The 17,259-nt window shown below is 74.7% G+C and carries 23 protein-coding genes and 1 tRNA gene; 9 read left to right on the top strand and 15 right to left on the bottom strand.

Annotated elements, in window-relative coordinates; translation table 11 throughout:
* Positions 1-114: 114 nt before the first annotated feature.
* Positions 115-696 carry a histidine phosphatase family protein gene (locus GOBS_RS06755; protein ID WP_012947548.1) on the top strand — a complete coding sequence of 194 codons (582 nt, stop codon included), beginning with the start codon at positions 115-117 and terminating at the stop codon, positions 694-696.
* Here the strand turns inward: GOBS_RS06755 and GOBS_RS06750 are convergent.
* Entirely contained in the window at positions 674-1,759 is a 1,086-nt protein-coding gene (locus GOBS_RS06750; protein ID WP_012947547.1) for an EAL domain-containing protein, read from the bottom strand. The genes GOBS_RS06755 and GOBS_RS06750 overlap by 23 nt on opposite strands.
* A 136-nt stretch (positions 1,760-1,895) precedes the next feature.
* Between GOBS_RS06750 and GOBS_RS06745 the strand changes: the two genes are divergently transcribed.
* Positions 1,896-2,522 (top strand): TetR/AcrR family transcriptional regulator, encoded by a 627-nt coding sequence (locus tag GOBS_RS06745; RefSeq protein WP_041241369.1) that lies wholly within the window; start codon positions 1,896-1,898, stop codon positions 2,520-2,522.
* Positions 2,523-2,526: 4 nt separating this feature from the next.
* On the opposite strand, the gene GOBS_RS06740 is transcribed toward GOBS_RS06745, so the two are convergent.
* Both GOBS_RS06740 and GOBS_RS06735 read right to left on the bottom strand, forming a co-directional pair.
* Positions 2,527-3,024, bottom strand: coding sequence for a DUF427 domain-containing protein (locus tag GOBS_RS06740; protein WP_012947545.1), 498 nt, complete (start codon positions 3,022-3,024; stop codon positions 2,527-2,529).
* Between the two features lies 1 nt (position 3,025).
* A complete protein-coding gene (locus GOBS_RS06735) occupies positions 3,026-3,256 on the bottom strand; it encodes a DUF3618 domain-containing protein (protein WP_012947544.1) in 231 nt (76 codons plus the stop codon).
* An 89-nt stretch (positions 3,257-3,345) separates the two neighbouring features.
* Between GOBS_RS06735 and GOBS_RS06730 the strand changes: the two genes are divergently transcribed.
* Positions 3,346-3,426 (top strand) — tRNA-Leu (locus tag GOBS_RS06730).
* 98 nt (positions 3,427-3,524) lie between these two features.
* On the opposite strand, the gene GOBS_RS06725 is transcribed toward GOBS_RS06730, so the two are convergent.
* Positions 3,525-4,445, bottom strand: a complete 921-nt coding sequence (locus tag GOBS_RS06725) for a DUF6910 family protein (RefSeq protein ID WP_012947543.1) — start codon at positions 4,443-4,445, stop codon at positions 3,525-3,527.
* A 282-nt stretch (positions 4,446-4,727) separates the two neighbouring features.
* Here GOBS_RS06725 and GOBS_RS06720 point away from each other — a divergent pair, with 282 nt between their 5' ends.
* The gene (locus GOBS_RS06720) at positions 4,728-5,591 is read left to right on the top strand and encodes a hypothetical protein (RefSeq protein WP_012947542.1); all 864 of its coding nucleotides are present in this window, start codon (positions 4,728-4,730) and stop codon (positions 5,589-5,591) included.
* A 51-nt stretch (positions 5,592-5,642) separates the two neighbouring features.
* Here GOBS_RS06720 and rdgB read toward each other — a convergent pair whose 3' ends face one another.
* Positions 5,643-6,254, bottom strand: a complete 612-nt coding sequence (gene rdgB / locus GOBS_RS06715; protein ID WP_012947541.1) for an RdgB/HAM1 family non-canonical purine NTP pyrophosphatase — start codon at positions 6,252-6,254, stop codon at positions 5,643-5,645.
* Positions 6,251-7,003, bottom strand: a complete 753-nt coding sequence (gene rph, locus GOBS_RS06710) for a ribonuclease PH (RefSeq protein WP_012947540.1) — start codon at positions 7,001-7,003, stop codon at positions 6,251-6,253. Before rph ends, rdgB begins: the two co-directional genes overlap by 4 nt.
* Before the next feature lie 61 nt (positions 7,004-7,064).
* Here rph and GOBS_RS06705 point away from each other — a divergent pair, with 61 nt between their 5' ends.
* The gene (locus tag GOBS_RS06705; RefSeq protein WP_012947539.1) at positions 7,065-7,469 is read left to right on the top strand and encodes a YjbQ family protein; all 405 of its coding nucleotides are present in this window, start codon (positions 7,065-7,067) and stop codon (positions 7,467-7,469) included.
* A gap of 225 nt (positions 7,470-7,694) precedes the next feature.
* The gene (gene bcp, locus GOBS_RS06700; RefSeq protein WP_012947538.1) at positions 7,695-8,183 is read left to right on the top strand and encodes a thioredoxin-dependent thiol peroxidase; all 489 of its coding nucleotides are present in this window, start codon (positions 7,695-7,697) and stop codon (positions 8,181-8,183) included.
* 25 nt (positions 8,184-8,208) lie between these two features.
* Here bcp and GOBS_RS25265 read toward each other — a convergent pair whose 3' ends face one another.
* The 6 genes from GOBS_RS25265 to GOBS_RS06670 all read right to left on the bottom strand — a co-directional run bounded on the left by GOBS_RS25265 (position 8,209) and on the right by GOBS_RS06670 (position 12,696).
* A complete protein-coding gene (locus tag GOBS_RS25265) occupies positions 8,209-8,829 on the bottom strand; it encodes a DUF4262 domain-containing protein (protein WP_012947537.1) in 621 nt (206 codons plus the stop codon).
* 77 nt (positions 8,830-8,906) lie between these two features.
* Entirely contained in the window at positions 8,907-9,863 is a 957-nt protein-coding gene (ligD, locus tag GOBS_RS06690) for a non-homologous end-joining DNA ligase LigD (RefSeq protein ID WP_012947536.1), read from the bottom strand.
* 99 nt (positions 9,864-9,962) lie between these two features.
* Positions 9,963-10,703 (bottom strand): MBL fold metallo-hydrolase, encoded by a 741-nt coding sequence (locus GOBS_RS06685; protein ID WP_012947535.1) that lies wholly within the window; start codon positions 10,701-10,703, stop codon positions 9,963-9,965.
* Positions 10,704-10,770: 67 nt separating this feature from the next.
* Positions 10,771-11,721 carry a PLP-dependent cysteine synthase family protein gene (locus tag GOBS_RS06680; protein ID WP_012947534.1) on the bottom strand — a complete coding sequence of 317 codons (951 nt, stop codon included), beginning with the start codon at positions 11,719-11,721 and terminating at the stop codon, positions 10,771-10,773.
* Between the two features lie 50 nt (positions 11,722-11,771).
* Positions 11,772-12,050: a ubiquitin-like small modifier protein 1 gene (locus tag GOBS_RS06675; protein WP_012947533.1), complete on the bottom strand. Its 279-nt coding sequence runs from the start codon at positions 12,048-12,050 to the stop codon at positions 11,772-11,774.
* A gap of 172 nt (positions 12,051-12,222) precedes the next feature.
* Positions 12,223-12,696 carry a M67 family metallopeptidase gene (locus GOBS_RS06670; protein ID WP_012947532.1) on the bottom strand — a complete coding sequence of 158 codons (474 nt, stop codon included), beginning with the start codon at positions 12,694-12,696 and terminating at the stop codon, positions 12,223-12,225.
* A 105-nt stretch (positions 12,697-12,801) separates the two neighbouring features.
* Between GOBS_RS06670 and GOBS_RS06665 the strand changes: the two genes are divergently transcribed.
* Positions 12,802-13,158 carry a hypothetical protein gene (locus GOBS_RS06665; RefSeq protein ID WP_041241368.1) on the top strand — a complete coding sequence of 119 codons (357 nt, stop codon included), beginning with the start codon at positions 12,802-12,804 and terminating at the stop codon, positions 13,156-13,158.
* Here the strand turns inward: GOBS_RS06665 and GOBS_RS06660 are convergent.
* Positions 13,097-13,594, bottom strand: coding sequence for a DUF2017 family protein (locus tag GOBS_RS06660; RefSeq protein ID WP_012947531.1), 498 nt, complete (start codon positions 13,592-13,594; stop codon positions 13,097-13,099). The genes GOBS_RS06665 and GOBS_RS06660 overlap by 62 nt on opposite strands.
* Entirely contained in the window at positions 13,591-13,887 is a 297-nt protein-coding gene (clpS, locus tag GOBS_RS06655; protein ID WP_012947530.1) for an ATP-dependent Clp protease adapter ClpS, read from the bottom strand. The genes GOBS_RS06660 and clpS overlap by 4 nt, the downstream gene beginning before the upstream one ends.
* A gap of 64 nt (positions 13,888-13,951) precedes the next feature.
* On the opposite strand from clpS, the gene GOBS_RS06650 reads away from it, so the two are divergent.
* Both GOBS_RS06650 and GOBS_RS06645 read left to right on the top strand, forming a co-directional pair.
* Positions 13,952-15,235, top strand: a complete 1,284-nt coding sequence (locus GOBS_RS06650; protein ID WP_012947529.1) for a nicotinate phosphoribosyltransferase — start codon at positions 13,952-13,954, stop codon at positions 15,233-15,235.
* A 10-nt stretch (positions 15,236-15,245) separates the two neighbouring features.
* Positions 15,246-15,821, top strand: coding sequence for a nicotinamidase (locus GOBS_RS06645; protein ID WP_012947528.1), 576 nt, complete (start codon positions 15,246-15,248; stop codon positions 15,819-15,821).
* Between the two features lie 99 nt (positions 15,822-15,920).
* Here GOBS_RS06645 and serB read toward each other — a convergent pair whose 3' ends face one another.
* On the bottom strand, positions 15,921-17,189 hold the full coding sequence (gene serB, locus GOBS_RS06640) for a phosphoserine phosphatase SerB (protein ID WP_049788548.1): 1,269 nt from the start codon (positions 17,187-17,189) through the stop codon (positions 15,921-15,923).
* Between the last annotated feature and the right edge of the window lie 70 nt (positions 17,190-17,259).

The following is a 17,259-nucleotide window of genomic DNA, read 5'->3' as shown; positions in this document are numbered from 1 at the left end:
TGCCTCCGCAGGGTCGGCCCGCGGCCAGGTGCCACGGGGTCCGTCATGCGCGGCAGCACCCGCACTGGGTGTTGCTCTTCCAGGATGTGACCGCCGACACAGCTAGGAGGGCCCATGGGCGAGATCGTGGTGCTGCGGCACGGGCAGACCGAGTGGAGCCTCAGCGGCCAGCACACCAGCGTGACCGACCTGCCGCTGCTGCCCGAGGGCGAGGAGCAGGCCCGCCGGCTGCGCGGCGAGTTCGGGGACCGCAGGTTCGCGGCCGTGTGGGTGAGCCCCCGGCTGCGGGCGCAGCGGACCGCCGAGCTGGCCGGGCTCACCCCGACCGCCACCGACGAGGACCTCGTGGAGATCGACTACGGCGGCTACGAGGGGCGGACGACGGCGGAGATCAGCGAGGAGATGGGCCGGACCTGGTCGGTGTGGGTCGACGGCACCATCCCCGGGGCGACACCGGGCGAGACCCTGCAGGACGTCGGCGCGCGGGTGGACCGGGTGCTCGACCGCGCCCGGCCGCTGCTGGAGGACGGCGACGTGGTGCTGGTCGCCCACGGGCACGTGCTGCGCGTCCTCACCGCCCGCTGGCTGCGGCTTGAGCCCGCGGCCGGGGCCCTGTTCGCGCTACCGGCCGGCTCCTACGGCGTCCTCGGGCACGAGCACGCCCGGCCGGCGCTCACCGGCTGGGGCCTGCACTGAGCCGCGCGGCCGGCGGCGGGACGGGGCGGCCGAACAGCCAGCCCTGACCCAGGTCGGCGCCGAGCCGGGTCACCTCGTCGGCGATCCGCTCGGTCTCCACGCCCTCGGCCACGACCTGGGCGCCCAGGGTGTGCGCGTGCTCGACGACCGAGCGGACCATGGTGCGTGCGCCCTCGTCGGGCAGCGCCTGCACCAGCGCCCGGCCCAGCTTGACGACGTCCGGGCGGACGATCGCCATCAGCGAGCGGCTCGACCAGCCCGCCGCGACGTCGTCCAGCGCCACCCGCCAGCCGAGCGAGCGGTGGTGCTCGAGCACCGAGAACAGGTGCCCGCGGTCCTTGACGGCGGACACCTCGCCCACCTCGACGACCAGCCGGGACGGGTCGATGCCGGCGTCGTGCAGCGCCTGCCGGGTGCCGGCCAGGCTCACCTCCGGCCGGTGCACCGACGCCAGGTCGGAGTTGACGAACAGGTCGGCGTCCCCGAGCCAGGGGGCCGCGCCCGTGATCGCCGACTCGCGGCCGATGCGGTCCAGCCGCGGCAGCCAGCCGGCCGACTCGGCGACGAAGAAGAGGTCCTCACCGCCCACCTCCCGGCCGTCGACCGTTCCGCGCAACAGCGCCTCCTGCGCGACGACGGCGCGGTCGTCGAGCCGGACGATCGGCTGGTACACCGACCAGAGCTCGGCCTCGGCCAGCAGGCCGATCTCCGCGGTGACCCCGCGGCGGGCCAGTTCCACGGCCAGCGTGGGCGCGGTGAGCAGCCGCGCGGCCAGGGCCGGTCCCCCGTCCGGTGGGTCGGTGGCCACCCGGAGGTCCTCGGCCTCGGCCGTCGTCAGCTCGCGGGCGAGCCGGCGGAACAGCCGGTCGACGCCGCGGCCGCCGTCCTCGTCGTCGAGGTCGAGCAGGTCCGGCGCGGTCGAGACCACCAGCCCCAGCCCCCGCGCCGTCCGCGCGACCTCGGACAGCAGGTGCGCGTCGGAGGTCGCCAGGAGGACGCGGGTGGCACGCGCGGGGAGGTGCCAGTACTCCCGGCGCCGGAGTCGTCCGTCGGTGCTCACCACCGCACGAGGATGACCGAGGTGCGCAACCGGACCCGACAGGCGCGCGGTCGGGGATCGTAGTGCAAGGGCACTAAATGCGGCGACATGCAGCCCCAAACCCGTCGTGGTGGCTCACTTGAATGTCTAAGGTCGGCTCATGATCGTTGTGCAGGAGTCCCCATCGGTGCGCTCGTCGCGTGGCGGGCGACCCCGGGACCCCAGCCGGGACGGCGTGATCCGGGCGGCCATCATGCGGCTCCTGGCCGACGTCGGGTACGGCGCGCTGACCATGGACGCGGTGGCGGCCGAGGCCGGCGTCGGCAAGGCGACCATCTACCGCCGCTGGCGCACCAAGCAGGACCTCGTGGCCGACACCATCACCGAACTGAACGCGACCACGGTCACCCCGGCGGACACCGGGTCGCTCGAGACCGACCTCCGGGCGTTGCTCTACGCCATCGTCGACGTGATCAACGGGCCCATCGGTGCAGCGACGCAGGCGCTGCTGTCCACGGTCCCGCACCACCCCAGGCTGGAGGAGGCCTTCGGCGACGGCCCGGTCGGGGTGTGGCGCCGCGCGTTCGAGCAGGTCTTCGGCCGCGCCGAGGCGCGCGGCGAGCTGCGCCCTGGCCTGGCCGGCACCGTGACCGCCGAAGCCCTCATGGCTCCGCTGGTTCAGCGGTGGCTGATCATCGGCCACCCCGTCACCCGGGACTACGCCGACGAGGTGCTGACCGACGTCGCGCTGCCGCTGCTGCGGGCGACCGGCGGGCCGACCGCCTGAGGGATCACCAGCCCCAGGTGCCCGGCTCGCCCTTGAACGGGCCGACGACCTCGTCGGTGATCCAGCCGCCGTAGAAGTCCCCGGCCTGCGCCCGCACGGTCTCGCCGTCGACGAGCGCGCGGTCCACCCGGCTCGGGTAGAAGGCGACCGCGCCGCGCAGGGACGTGTAGCGCTCCACCGGGTCCTCGTAGGACCAGCCCACGGAGGGGAAGCGCCGCCCGTCGACGACGGCGTCCCAGTAGGTGGCCGCGCCCTTCCACTCGCACCACGAGCTGCCGGCCGCGTGCTGCAGGACACCCTCGGCGACGTCCTCGCGCGGCACGTAGTAGACCGGCGGGTGACTCGTCTCGCAGACGCGGACGGCACGGTCGGTGGCCGCGACGACCCGGCCGCCGAGCTCGACGACGACGCGCCGCCCCGTCTCCTCGGCCGAGGGCGGGCGGGGGTAGTCCCAGACCGACTCCTGGCCGGGGCCGACGGGGTCGGGGCGCGGACGAGGCACGTCAGTCGTTGCGGTGCCGGACCTTCTGGACCAGGACGAGGGTCATGAGCAGGCCGACCGCGCCGACCGCCGCCATGCCCACCGGGGTCTGCAGGAACTGCTGGACGGCGGCCTGGCCCTGCGCCCTCAGTCGCTGCGGGCTGCTCCGGTAGACCAGCTGGTCCAGGGTCGCCGCGAGGGACTCACGGGCGGCGTCGATCTCCAGCTGGATCTGTCGAGGGTCGCGAGGCACGGCCGACAGCCTGCCAGACCACGCCGGAGAGGGCGCGTCCGTCGACCGGAGGCCACCCGCACGGGCGGCTCCTCCTACTCTGTGTCCACGCGGGAGTGGTGTAACGGCAGCCACGCCAGACTTAGGATCTGGTGCCTCCGGGCGTGCGGGTTCGACTCCCGCCTCCCGCACCGGGGTCTCCCCTGGCCGGCGCCCCGAGGAGCCGTCCGGGCCGGCGTCGGGCGACCGGCTCCCCGTCCACCACCGCGCCCTGCGTCCGGCGTTCGACTCAGCCCAGCGCGACGTGCATCTCCAGCGCGGTGGACGGCCGGGTGGGGTCGTCGTCGTCCACCACGGCCAGCAGTTGCACGTCCTCGCCCTGGACGGCGCGCAGGGCCAGCCCCTCGACCTTCGGCACGCGCCCGTCCAGCTCCGGCACCGTGGCGACGTCCAGCACGGTGTCCCCGTCGACCAGCACCAGCGCGGCGGCGACCACGGGCCCGTCGTCGACGGCGTTCGGGGTGTCCTCGGCGGCAGCGCTGAGCAGCAGCCGCCCGTCGGGCAGGGCGATCGCGTCCGTCACCGCCAGCCCCACGCCCGCGACCTCGCCCAGGTCGTAGCCGCGCGGCTGCTCGACCGGTACCGACGCGGGGTCCGTCCGGCCGAGGACGGCGTCCACCAGATCGGCCAGCGGGACGTCCACGCTGGCCGGGCGCACTCCGGCGGCCAGGTTGCCGCGGTTGAACCAGCGCACCGTGTCACCGCGCCGTGCGGCGCCCTCGAGGTTGAGCTGGTCCGCCGTGAGCCCGAGGCACTGCACGACGGCGGCGTGGAGCGGTGCGAGCTCACCGGTCCGCGCGACCGGCTGCCCGTCGTCCAGGCGCACCAGCACGCCGCGCGTACGCCGGTCCGTGGATCCGGAGCCCAGCAGCAGGACCGCCGGCTCGCCGTCGACCTCCGCGGGGCAGGCCACCTCGAGGTCGGGCTTGAGGCGCTTGGTCCCCGCCGCCTCGCTGAACCGGTCGAGTCCCTCCACGGGCGGCAGCAGGCGCACCGCGGTGGTCCCACCGGCCCGCCACCACGCGGCGGACGTCGAGTCGTCCTGGGCCACCAGCCAGCCGTCGCCGAGCGGTGCGATGGCCGAGGCCGCGGTGACCGGCGTCCCGTCGTCGAATCGTAGCGCACGGACGTTCCCCACCGAGATCCGCATGCCGCCACTCTGCCTGCGCACCCGGCGGCCTGCCCGGGCTCGCGCTGCCGGCCGACTCGTCCCGGCCCACCGCGCTTCTCCCCCCGGCGGGTCGGAGGGCCCGTGAGCGAACTCACGGGAGGAAAATCTCGGGGCGGCATCCGTGCAGGTCAGGAGCTCGCTGAGCGTGAGCGGGGCCGGACGTGGAGCGACAGGAACCCGTAGCCTAGTTCTACAGGCCCGTCGCGCAGTGCTGCCCGGCCCGGCCGATCCCCCTGCACGTCCACGACCCCGTCGGAGCTCATGACCTCCCCGCGCCCCGAGACGACCGACCGAACCGAGCAGATCGAGGACAAGGAGAAGCCCCAGGGCACCCAGCTGAGCGCCACCCAGGTGACCGCCGGCGCCCTCGCCGCCGTGTCCTCGGCCGTGGTGGCCTCCTTCTTCGGCCTCGCCGGCACCCTGATCGGGGCCGCGCTGGCCAGCGTGATCAGCACCGTCAGCGCCGCCCTGTACAGCAACTCGCTGCAGAAGACGAACGAGAAGCTGCGGCGCGCCCGTGGCCAGGTCACCGGACGCCTGTCCGCGGCCGATCAGACCGAGGTCGCCTCCGCCGCCCCGCCCGCTCCGGCGACCCAGGTGCTGCCCGCCCACCTCGACCCGCGCCGCGCCCCGGCCCGACGGTCCCGGCCTCGCTGGACGAGGGTGGCCGTCTACGCCGCCGCCGTGTTCGTGATGGCGATGGGCATCGTGACCGGGATCGAGCTGATCGGGCAGAAGCCGGTGTCGGCCATCGTCGGCGGCACGGAGACGTCCAGGTCGACGACGCTCGGCGAGCTCACCACCGCGTCGTCGTCCTCCGAGCAGCAGGACGACGACGACGCGTCGACGCCGTCGTCCCCCACCACGACCGCACCGGCCACCGAGACCAGCGCCCCGGCCACCGACTCGGACACCGGTACCGACGAGGAGTCGACGTCGGAGGAGGACGAGGGATCGGACAGCGAGGAGTCCTCGTCGGCGACGCCGACGCGGAGCTCGGCGGCCAAGCCGACCACCGACAGCGAGCGGTCGGGCTCCTCAGGAGGCTCGTCGCAGCGGAGTTCCTCGCAGGACTCCGCGGAGAACGGCTCCTCGCCCGCCGCCGGCGCCGAGCCGACCCCCTGACGCGACGCCTGCGGTCCCGGGCAGCCCGGGGCCGCGGGCGTCGCGGCGGGGTCAGGACCGGCCGAGCAGCTCCGCGACCAGGGGCACCAGAGCGGCGAAGGCCTGACCGCGGTGGCTGAGCGCGTCCTTCTCGGCCGCGGTGAGCTCGGCCGCGGTCCGCTCCAGCCCGTCGGGCAGGAACACCGGGTCGTAGCCGAAGCCGTTGGAGCCCCGCCCCTCCCGGACCACCTGGCCGCGCCACGACCGCTCGAGCACCCGCTCGGCACCCTCCGGCGTGACGACCGCGGCCGCGCAGACGAACGCCGCACCGCGCCGCTCGTCGGGCACGTCGGCCAGCTGCCCGAGAAGCAGTGCGGTGTTGGCCGGATCGTCCCCGTGCCGGCCCGACCAGCGGGCGGACAGGACGCCGGGCATGCCGTTGAGCGCGTCGACGGTCAGGCCGGAATCGTCCGCGACCGCCGGCAGCCCGGTGTACCGGACCGCCTCCCGCGCCTTGAGCAGCGCGTTCTCCGCGAAGGTCGCCCCGGTCTCCGGTGCCTCCGGGTAGTCCGGGACGTCGCGCAGGCCCACGACGGCGACCCCGGGGACGGCGCTCTCGAGCAGCCGCTGCAGCTCGGCGAGCTTGCCGGGGTTGCGGGTGGCCAGGAGCAACCGGTCGCTCATCGGGCACCGGCCTGCTGCAGCGCGTCGGCCTGGATGCGGCTCAGCTCGGCGCAGCCGCCGACCGCCAGGTCGAGCAGCGCGTCGAGCGCGGCGCGGTCGAAGACGCCGTTCTCCGCGGTGCCCTGCACCTCGACGAAGCTGCCGTCGCCGGTGCAGACGACGTTCATGTCGGTGCCGGCGCGGACGTCCTCCTCGTAGGCGAGGTCCAGCCGCGGCTGCCCGTCGACGACGCCGACGCTGACCGCGGCCACCGACTGCAGGACCGCCCTGGGCCGGGCCAGCTTGCGCCGCTCCCCCAGCCACCCGACGGCGTCGGCCAGCGCGACGTAGGCGCCGGTGATCGCCGCCGTCCGGGTGCCGCCGTCGGCCTGCAGGACGTCGCAGTCGATGGCGACGCTGTTCTCGCCGAGCGCACCGAGGTCGATCGCGGCCCGCAGCGACCGGCCGATGAGCCGGCTGATCTCGTGCGTGCGCCCGCCGATGCGGCCCTTCACCGACTCGCGGTCGCCGCGGGTGTGCGTCGCGCGCGGCAGCATCGCGTACTCGGCGGTGACCCAGCCCAGGCCCGAGCCCTTGCGCCAGCGCGGCACCCCCTCGGTGACGCTGGCCGCGCAGAGCACCCGGGTGCGGCCGAACTCGACGAGCACCGAGCCCTCGGCGTGGTCGAGCCAGCCGCGGGTGATCGTCACCGGGCGGAGCTGGTCGGCCGCCCGGCCGTCGGGACGAGGCTTCGCCGGGGTCGTGGTCACGTCCGCCGACAGTAGTGCTGCCGCTGCGTGCCCCCTGGTCCGGCTGGGCAGGACCTCCGCCATGCGATCAGAGCTGCGGACGGTCCGGACCGGGGGCGTGCCCACGGTGGTCGACCTCACCGACGAGTGCGCCGAGTTCGTCCGCGACGAGGCGGACGGGCTGCTGCACGTCTTCGTGCCGCACGCGACGGCGGGAGTGGCCATCATCGAGACCGGCTCCGGCAGCGACGACGACCTGCTCGCCCAGCTCGACGTCCTCCTCCCCCGGGACGAGCGCTGGCGGCACCGGCACGGCAGCCCCGGGCACGGCCGCGACCACGTGCTGCCGGCGTTCGTCCCGCCGCACGCGAGCGTCCCGGTGCTGGAGGGCCGCCTGCAGCTGGGCACCTGGCAGCGCATCTGCCTGGTCGACACCAACACCGACAACCCGCAGCGGCACGTCCGGCTGTCGTTCCTCGCCGGCTGACGGACCCTCTGCCCCACCCCACCGCGGCCCCGTCCAGAGGCGCGCCACGGCCCCGTCCAGGGCACCGTCCTGAGCTCGCGAAGGGCGGGGAGGACGGGGTCCTTCCACGGTGAGGAGGACGGGGCCTCCCACTGCGAGGGAAGGGGGACGGGGTCCGTCCACCTGCAGGCGGCCGCTCGTCCACCCCCTGCCCCGTGGTCGGCCGGACACGGCAGGATGACGGGCGTGACCGATACCGACGTCGCTCCCGTCCGCCTGGCCCCCGGTGACACCGCGCCGGAGTTCACGCTGCCCGACGCCGACGGCAACCCGGTGTCGCTCGCCGACCACCGCGGTCGCCGGGTGATCGTCTACTGCTACCCGGCGGCCATGACCCCGGGCTGCACCACCCAGGCCGTCGACTTCACCGCCTCCGCCGGCGACCTCGCCGAGGCGGGCCTCGACATCATCGGCATCTCCCCCGACCCGCCGGAGCAGCTGCTGCGCTTCCGCGAGAAGGAGGGCCTGCGGATCACCCTGCTGTCCGACCCGGAGAAGCAGGTGCTCGCCGCCTACGGCGCGTACGGCACCAAGAAGCTGTACGGCAAGGAGGTCGTCGGCGTGATCCGGTCGACCTTCGTCGTCGACGCCGAGGGCCGCATCGAGAAGGCCGCCTACAACGTCAAGGCCACCGGGCACGTGGCCAAGCTGCGGCGCGACCTCGGCCTGGGCTGAGAGCGGACGACCCTTCGCCCACGCCTCACTCGGCTCCCGCCCGGGCCCCGGCCCCGTCCAGGGGCTCGCCGCGAGCTCGGGAGCGGTGAGGAGGACGGGGTCCTCCTTCGCGCGCTGGGGAGGAGGAGCGGATCCTCCCCACCTGGGCGGTGGCCGCCGTTGAGGCGCGCCACGTACCGGGACGCGGCTGACAGCCGGGCCCGCAGGGGTAGCCGGCCTCCCAGAGAAAGTGCCCGTCCGCGTGGCTCCAGGCCAGCTGGAACGCCGACACCGAGTACTCGGGGGGCCGCTGGTAGAAGCGGTTGGCACCAAGCACCACCTCCCCGGGGTTGGGTGAGTCCTCGACGAACAGCCGGCCGGGCCGGTCGTCCCGGTCGATCAGCTCACCGGGTACCAGGTCGCGCCCGGCGGCCACCTCTCCGGCCACCCGCTGCAGCACGCCGTGGGTGGTGTCGGCGCCCAGCCCGACCAGGACGAGCTCCGGGTGTCCGAGCCCGAACAGGCCGATGGTGTAGCCGAAGCAGGGTTCGTCGTCCTCCTCGCCGGAGCCGACGTACTGCACCGCCCAGCGGTGCTGCCGGACCACCCGGGCGAGGTGCGCGTCCTCCTGGTCGAGCCAGGCCGTCGTCTGCGGGTCCAGGGGCATGGGCGGAGCCTGCCCGCGGCCACCCTTCAGGGGCCCGCGCCGAGCCTGCGAGGCGTGGGGGGAAGGGTGGTCCTCTTTCAGTCCCCCGGCTCCGCCCGCCGGGCCCGGGCACGCCGGCGGCCCTCGTGCATCGCCTGGACGCGGGCGACCGGGATGGTGTGGCCCTCAGCGACCAGGTCGGCGGGCAGCTCCTGCGGATCGGGCAGCAGCGCCCGCCACGGGTCGCCGTCCCCCAGCCGTTCCGGCGCCGTCCGGACGGTCACGTCCCCGGGCCGCGCCGCCGGAAGGTCCTCCCACGCCACCGGCGCGGACACCGGCAGACCCGGACGGATGCGCGGGCTGTAGGCAGCCACGATCGTCGAGGAGCCCGAGCGGGTGGAGTCGAGGAACACCCGGCCGTGCCGGTCCTCGCGGATGTAGGCGGTCGTGGCCAGGTCCGGGTCCAGCGCGGCGGCGCGGGCGGCCAGGGCGCGGGTCGCGGCGGCGGCGTCCTCGGGCGGCACCCCCCGTACCGGGACGACGACGTGCACGCCCTTGGACCCGCTGGTCTTCACCGCCCCGGCGAGCCCCGCGTCGGCGAGCGCGCGCCGCACCAGCTCCGCGGCCTGCACCACCACGCCGAAGTCGGCCCCCTCCGGCGGGTCCAGGTCGAGCACGATGCCGGTCGGCTCCGCCTCGGCGCCAGCGACGAAGAAGGGGACGTGGAACTCCACGGCCCGCTGGTTGGCCAGCCACAGCAGGGTGCGGCGGTCGTCGCAGAGCACCTGGTGCACCTCGCGGTGCGCACCGAACGACCAGACCGGGACGGTGCGCACCCACTCCGGCGCGCCCTTGGCGACGTTGCGCTGCATGAACGGTTCCTGGCCCGGCCGCACGCGCTTCACCGACAGCGGCCGGCCGGCCAGCTGCGGCACCAGGCGGTCGGCGAACGCGTCGAGGTGGTCGACCAGGTCGCCCTTGGTGACCTCCAGCCCGTCACCCAGCGGGGCGTCGAGGCTGGTCAGCCGGACGCCGTCCCGTTCGTCGTGGACCACCGGCCCACCGTGCCCGCCCGCGCGCGGCCGGGCAACCGGGAGGCGGCCTGGCCCAGATGGCCACTCGATCGGCGCTCCCGAGCCTGCAAGGGGCCCTCTTCAGACGTCGTAGCCGGCGCCGGGCGCGACGAGCTCGGCGGCCGGGAAGACGGTCTGCGCGTCCGCGAGCTGGCCGGCGGGGTCGACCCAGGCGGGGACGTGGGTGAGCAGCAGCCGGCCGACGCCGGCCGCGGCGGCGTGCTCGCCGGCCTCGCGTCCGGTGAGGTGCAGGTCGGGCGGCAGGCCGGGGACGTCGGGGTGCGCGGCCTCGGCCAGCAGGACGTCCGCGCCGCGGGCGAGCTCGACGACGGCGGCGCTGGCACCGGTGTCGCCGGTGTAGACCAGCGACCGGCCGCCGGCGGTCAGCCGGACGGCGTGGCACTCGACGGGGTGGGCGGTGCGCACCGTCCGCACCTGGAAGGGACCGAGGTCGAACGGGGTGCCGTCCAGGACGGTGAAGTCGAAGACGTCCTCGAGCGGGGCGCCGTCCCCGTAGTAGGCCGACGCCAGCCGCCGGTCGGCGCCCGGCGGGGCGTAGAGCGGCACCGGCCGGCCCCGGGACCGCCCCGAGTACCGGTGCCATACAATGAACGGGGCGACGTCGAGGCAGTGGTCGGCGTGCAGGTGCGACAGGTAGAGGGCGTCGACCGTGGCCGGGTCGGCGAGCGACTGCAGGGTGCCGAAGGCGCCGTTGCCTAGGTCGAGCAGCACCCGGAAGCCGTCGTGCTCCACCAGGTAGCAGGACGCCGGAGACGTCGGCCCCGGACCGCTGCCCGAGCAGCCGACCACCGTCAGCCTCATGCTCCGCTCCCCCGCTCGCTCCTCACTGGCGGCGGTGAGGCTAGCCGGGCGGGTCGGGAGACCGTCGTCACGCCCAGAGCTGGCCTTCGAGCGCGGACGTCGCCTCCTCCAGCGTGCCTGCGTAGGCACCGGTGGACAGGTACTTCCAGCCGCCGTCGCAGACGATGAAGACGATGTCGGCCCTGCGGCCGGCGGCGACCTCCTTGTCGGCGATGCCCAGCGCCGCGTGCAGGATCGCGCCGGTCGAGATGCCGGCGAAGATGCCCTCCTGCTCGACCAGCTGCCGGGTGCGGCGGACGGCGTCCTGCGGCCCGACGCTGAACCGGGAGTCCAGCAGTGTCGGGTCGTAGAGCTCCGGGACGAACCCCTCGTCGATGTTGCGCAGCCCGTAGACCAGCTCGCCGTAGCGCGGCTCCGCCGCGATGACCCGCACCTCGGGCTTCTTCTCGCGCAGGTAGCGGGAGACGCCCATGAGGGTGCCGGTGGTGCCCAGCCCGGCCACGAAGTGGGTGATCGAGGGCAGGTCGGCGAGGATCTCCGGGCCGGTGCCGGTGTAGTGCGCCTCGGCGTTGGCCGGGTTGCCGTACTGGTACAGCATCACCCAGTCGTCGTGCTCGGCGGCCAGCCCCTTGGCGACGGCCACGGCCTGGTTGGAGCCCCCGGCCGCCGGGGAGCTGATGATCTGCGCGCCGTACATCCCCAGCAGCTGGCGGCGCTCGATCGAGGTGTTCTCCGGCATCACGCAGATCAGCCGGTAGCCCCGCTGCCGGGCCACCATCGCCAGCGAGATCCCGGTGTTCCCGCTGGTCGGCTCGAGGATGGTGTCGCCCGGCTTGAGCTTCCCCTCCTTCTCCGCCGCCTCGATCATCGAGATGGCGGCGCGGTCCTTGATCGACCCGGTGGGGTTGTGGTCCTCGAGCTTCGCCCACAGCCGGACGTCGGGGGTCGGCGACAGGCTCGGGAGACCCACCAGCGGGGTGTTCCCGAGCGAGTCGACGAGGGAGGCGAAACGGGCCATGGGGAGAGCTCTTCCGGGGAGGCGGACGGGTGCTGCGGAGCGGCGGGCGCTCAGCAGCCGCCGGCGACCGCCGGGAGGATCGTGACGGAGTCGCCGTCCTTGACCTGGGTGTCGAGCGCACCGGTGAAGCGCACGTCCTCGTCGTTGACGTAGACGTTGACGAAGCGGTGCAGCTTGCCCTCCTCGGTGACGAGGCGGTTCTTCAGGCCCGGGTGCTTGGCGTCGAGGTCGTCGACGAGCGCGGCCAGGGTGTCCCCGCTGCCCTCGACGGTCTTGTTGCCGCCGGTGTGGGTGCGCAGGATGGTCGGGATCCGGACCTCGATGGCCATGGCGTGTGCATTCTCCTCGGGTTCAGGGGTCGTGCCTGCGCTGGCGCGCAGCGGACGTGCGTCTGGACGGGGAACGCCCGCTCGACGTGGGGCATTCCAGGGGCGGCCCCGGCGGCCCTCCCGCAGGGTCCCGCCGCGAGCCTGCGAGCGGCGGGGGCAGGAGGCTCCTTCGTCAGTCGTAGACGACGGTGGTCGGCGAGTGGCCGAACAGGTAGGACTCGACGACCTCGACGTCCTCCTCGGTGACGGTGCCGTCGACGATCCGGAAGCTCCGGAACTCGACCTCGTCGTCGGACAGGCCGGTCTGCTCCCCGTGGGAGCGGGTGGAGACCAGGACGTAGTGGGCGTTCGGCTCCGAGGCGTAGCTGATGTCGGTGCGCGAGGGGTACGCCTCGGTGGCGGTGTGCGAGTGGTAGATGACCACCGGCTCCTCGTCCCGGTCGTCCATGTCCCGGTACAGCCGCAGCAGGTCGCCGGAGTCGAACTCGTAGAACGTGGGCGACCGCGCGGCGTTCAGCATCGGGATGAAGCGCTCGGGGCGGTCGCTGCCCTCGGGGCCGGCGACGACGCCACAGGCCTCGTCCGGGTGGTCCTCCCGGGCGTGGGCCACGATGGCGTCGTAGGTCGCGCGGTCGATGCGCAGCACGACGCCCAGTCTAGGCGGCCCGCGATCGGCCCCCTGCAGGGTCCCGCCCCCGAGCTCGCGAGGGATGGGGGGCAGGGGGTCCTCGCTCCGATACGGTGGCTGTCCGTGGTCCTCGAGCTGCTCATGGTCGCCGGTGTGCTGCTGCTCGCGATGCCCGCGCTGGTGCGCGGCGCCCGGGGCCTGCGCCGCCGCAGCAGGTACTACGGCCGTGCCGTCGGCGCCGACCGGGTGGCGCTCGTGCTGGTCGTCGCCATCCAGCTGCTCACCCTGCTGCTGGTCGCGGTGCTCTCGCTCGTCGTCCTGGTGTGCGCGGTCGGCGCGATCGTGCGCGACCTGGAGATGCCCGGCCTGGTCTCGGTGTTCTTCCTGCTCGACCTGCTGCTCGCGGCCCTGGTCGTGCTCACCTTCGGCCGGCCCGCCCCGCGGCGAGTGCGTCGACGAGCGACCCCTGCAGCCCGGTGAGCCAGTAGTAGACGGCCAGCTGCTGGCCCTCCTCGCTGGCGAGGTCCTCCGGTGGCTCGGTGTCCTCCTGGATGTCCAGCCGGGTGCCCAGCGCCAGCCGCAGATCGTTGCTGGTGCGCAGCCAGGCGCCCGCCTCCTCGGGGTCGAGGCGGACGGTCCCGCCGTCCAGGGGCAGGCCGGCGCGGACGGTGGCCAGGTCGTCGGCCTTGCCGGTACGCAGCGACGCTTCGGTCAGGTCCCGGTAGTCGGCGGCCAGCTCCGGATCGCTGCGGTGGCCGGCGGGCAGCAGCCGGTCGAGCACCGGGTCGCCGGCGACGTCCTCGGCGTCGGCGGTGAGCAGCTGCTCGAGCTGGTCGAGCAGCAGCGCGAGGATCCGGGCCTCGGCCGGCTCCAGCCGGGCCAGCAGCTCGTCCCCCTTGCGGCGGAACGGCCTCATGCGTCGCGCTGGTAGCTGGCCCACAGCCCGTAGGCGTGCAGCCGGCTGGTGTCGTGCTCCATGCGCTCCCGCGGCCCGGAGCTCACGATGGCCTTCCCCTCCTCGTGGACCTGCAGCATCAGCGTGGTCGCCGTCGGCTCGTCGTAGCCGAACAGCTCCTGCAGCACGTAGGTCACGTAGGTCATGAGGTTGACCGGGTCGTTCCAGACGATGGTGACCCAGGGCCGGTCGAGGTCACCGTGCTCCTCGACGGTCTCCTCCGGCGTCCGTGTCGGCGCGAGTGGTCCGGCCACGGCTCCACTGTAGGAGACGGTCCGGGGCGGTGGCCCCCGGCGGCCCCGCCTAGGCTCCGGGACCATGCCGACGGGTCCCGCCCTGCTCACCGACCGGTACGAGCTGACCATGGTCGCCGCGGCCCTGGCCGACGGCACGGCCGACCGCGACTGCGTGTTCGAGGTCTTCGCCCGGCGGCTCCCGCACGGCCGCCGCTACGGCGTGCTCGCCGGCACCGGCCGGCTGCTGGAGGCGCTCCCCGACTTCCGGTTCACCGACGAGGACCTCGCCGCGCTGCGCGAGCAGGGGCTCACCGACTCCCGGTTGCTGGACTGGCTGGCCGGCTTCCGCTTCAGCGGGGACGTCGACGGCTACGCCGAGGGCGAGCTGTTCTTCCCCGGCTCCCCCGTCCTCACCGTCCGCGCGCCCTTCGCCGAGGGGGTGCTGCTGGAGACGCTGGTGCTCTCGGTGCTCAACCACGACAGCGCGATCGCCTCGGCGGCCGCCCGCATGGTGGCCGCGGCCTGCGAGCGCCCCTGCATCGAGATGGGCTCCCGCCGCACGCACGAGGACGCCGCGGTCGCCGCCGCCCGGGCCGCCTACCTGGTGGGCTTCGCCGCCACCTCCAACCTCGAGGCCGGCCACCGCTACGGGGTGCCGACGACCGGCACCAGCGCGCACGCCTTCACGCTGCTGCACGACGACGAGGCCGCCGCCTTCCGCGCCCAGGTCGCCGCCCTCGGGGTCGGCACCACGCTGCTGGTCGACACCTACGACGTCGACCAGGGCATCCGGACGGCGGTCGAGGTCGCCGGCCCGGAGCTCGGCGCCATCCGGCTGGACTCCGGCGACCTGCCCACGCTGGCCGCCCACGCCCGCGAGCTGCTCGACTCCCTCGGTGCGACCGGCACGCGCATCATCGTCACCAGCGACCTCGACGAGTTCGCCATCGCCGGGCTGATGGCCGCCCCGGTCGACGGCTACGGCGTCGGCACCTCGCTGGTCACCGGCTCGGGCGCGCCGACCGCGGGGATGGTCTACAAGCTCGTCGCGCGCGACGGCGTCCCGGTGGCCAAGCGCTCGGAGGGCAAGAACTCGGTGGGTGGGCGCAAGTCCGCCGTCCGCCGGCACGACGCCTCCGGGACGGCGACCGCCGAGGTGGTCACCAGTGAGCCGGTCCTGCCGCGGGACGGCGACCGGTCGCTGCTCGTCGAGCTGGTGCGGGGCGGCGAGTTGTGCGCGCCGGCCACGCCACGGGAGGCGCTGGCCGCCGCCCGCGCCCACTACGAGCGGGCGCGGGACGCGATGCCGGCCGAGGCGTTCGCGCTGTCCCGCGGCGACTGCGCCATCGAGACGCTGACGGCCTGAGGAGGACGAAATGACCCGCGCCCTGGTGGTCGTGGACGTGCAGAACGACTTCTGCGAGGGCGGCAGTCTCGCCGTCACCGGTGGCGCGGACGTCGCCGCCGCGATCAACGAGCACGTCCGCGCGCATGCCGCCGACTACGCGCACGTGGTGGCCACCCGCGACCACCACGTCGACCCCGGCGGCCACTTCGCCGAGCAGCCGGACTTCGTCGAGACGTGGCCGGCGCACTGCGTGGTCGGCACGGACGGCGTCGAGCTGCACCCTCGACTGGAACGGGAGCCCATCGAGGCGGTGTTCGACAAGGGCGAGCACGCCGCCGCCTACTCCGGCTTCGAGGGGCGGTCGGACGGCGTGGCCCTCGCCGACTGGCTGCGCGCGCACGGGGTGGACGCCGTCGACGTCGTCGGCATCGCCACCGACCACTGCGTGCGGGCGACCGCGCTCGACGCCGTCGCCGAGGGGTTCGCGACGCGGGTGCTGCTGCCGCTCACCGCCGGCGTCAGCGAGGCCACCACCGACGCCGCCCTCGACCAGCTGCGCACCGCCGGCGTCGAGCTGGAGGGCACCGTCCACCACGCCGGCTGAGCCGCGACGCACCCGCTGCGGGGAAGTTGGCGGTCCGAGGCCTCGGCAGCGCCCGGGTTCCCGGCGGTCGGTGGATGGGCCGCGGTGTCCGCCGGCAGGTCACACGGCGTCGAGGACCTCGTCGCGGGTGAAGCCGAGCACCTGCAGCACCGCGTCGAGGTAGGGCTGGTTGAGCGCCGTGTCCGCCTGCTCCCGCACGTAGGGCTTGGCGTTGAAGGCGATGCCCAGCCCGGCGGCGTTCAGCATGTCCAGGTCGTTGGCGCCGTCGCCCACGGCCACGGTCTGGTCCAGCGAGATGCCGTAGCGGTCGGCGAAGCGGGCGAGGGCGCGCGCCTTGCCGGCGCGGTCGAGGATCTCCCCCACCAGGCCCCCGGTGAGCCGCCCGTCGGCGACCTCGAGGGTGTTGGCGGCGGCGAAGTCCAGGCCCAGCTGCTCGGCCAGCGGGTCGGTGATCTGGGTGAAGCCGCCGCTGACGATGCCGCAGCGGAACCCGAGCCGTTTGAGGGTGCGGATGAGCGTGCGCGCGCCGGGTGTGAGCACGAGTGCCTCGCGGACCTCGTCGAGCACCTCGACCGGCAACCCCTCCAGCGCGGCGACGCGGGCCCGCAGCGACTGGGCGAAGTCCAGCTCCCCGTTCATCGCGGCGGCGGTGATGCGGGCGACCTCGGCGGCCCGCCCGGCGCGGGCGGCGAGCTCGTCGATGACCTCGCCGCGGACGAGGGTGGAGTCGACGTCGAGCACGATGAGCCGCTTGCTGCGGCGGGCCAGGCCGACCTGCTCGACGGCGATGTCGGCGTTGCTCGTCGAGGCGACCGAGGCCAGCGCGGTGCGCAGCTCGGTGGCCTCGGCGCCGGAGACGGTCAGCTCGAAGCTGGTCACCGGGTAGTCGGAGAGCCGGCGGATGGCCTCGATGTTGCCCCCGATGCCGGCGATGGCCGAGGCGGCTCCGGCGACGGCTTCCGGTGGCACCGGTCGACCCAGCAGGATGACGTGGTGCGGACGGCCGTCGGGGGCGGCGTCCAGCCCGGCGTCGGCGGCCGACTCCACCTGCACCCGCACCCCGGTGGCCTCCGCGACGCCTGCGGCCAGTCGTTCGAGCGCGGCGAGGAAGTGCTCCTCAGCCACCGGCCCACCCTCCGCCGGCAGTGCCCCGACGACCACGCCGAGCACCAGCTGGCCGTGGACGACGACCTGCTCGACGTCGACCACCTCGACCGGCGGGAGGCCTCCCCCGGGCCCGGCCAGGGCGGCGAACAGTCGCGCGGTGACCCCCGGCCGGTCGCCCCCGGAGACGATCAGCAGCGCCCGCGGGGTGGACACGGCGGTCGGCGACGTGCGGGGGGTGGGGTCGAGCGGCACGGCCGTCATCCTCCCGCACGGGCGGCCGGTGCCCTGCCACCGGTCCGGCGCGACCGGGAGCGCGGACACGGCGACGCCC

Source organism: Geodermatophilus obscurus DSM 43160, from assembly GCF_000025345.1.
GTDB classification, from domain to species: Bacteria; Actinomycetota; Actinomycetes; order Mycobacteriales; family Geodermatophilaceae; genus Geodermatophilus; species Geodermatophilus obscurus.
Note: the sequence above shows the minus strand (reverse complement) of the source record. Positions and strands in the feature narration are given on the sequence as shown.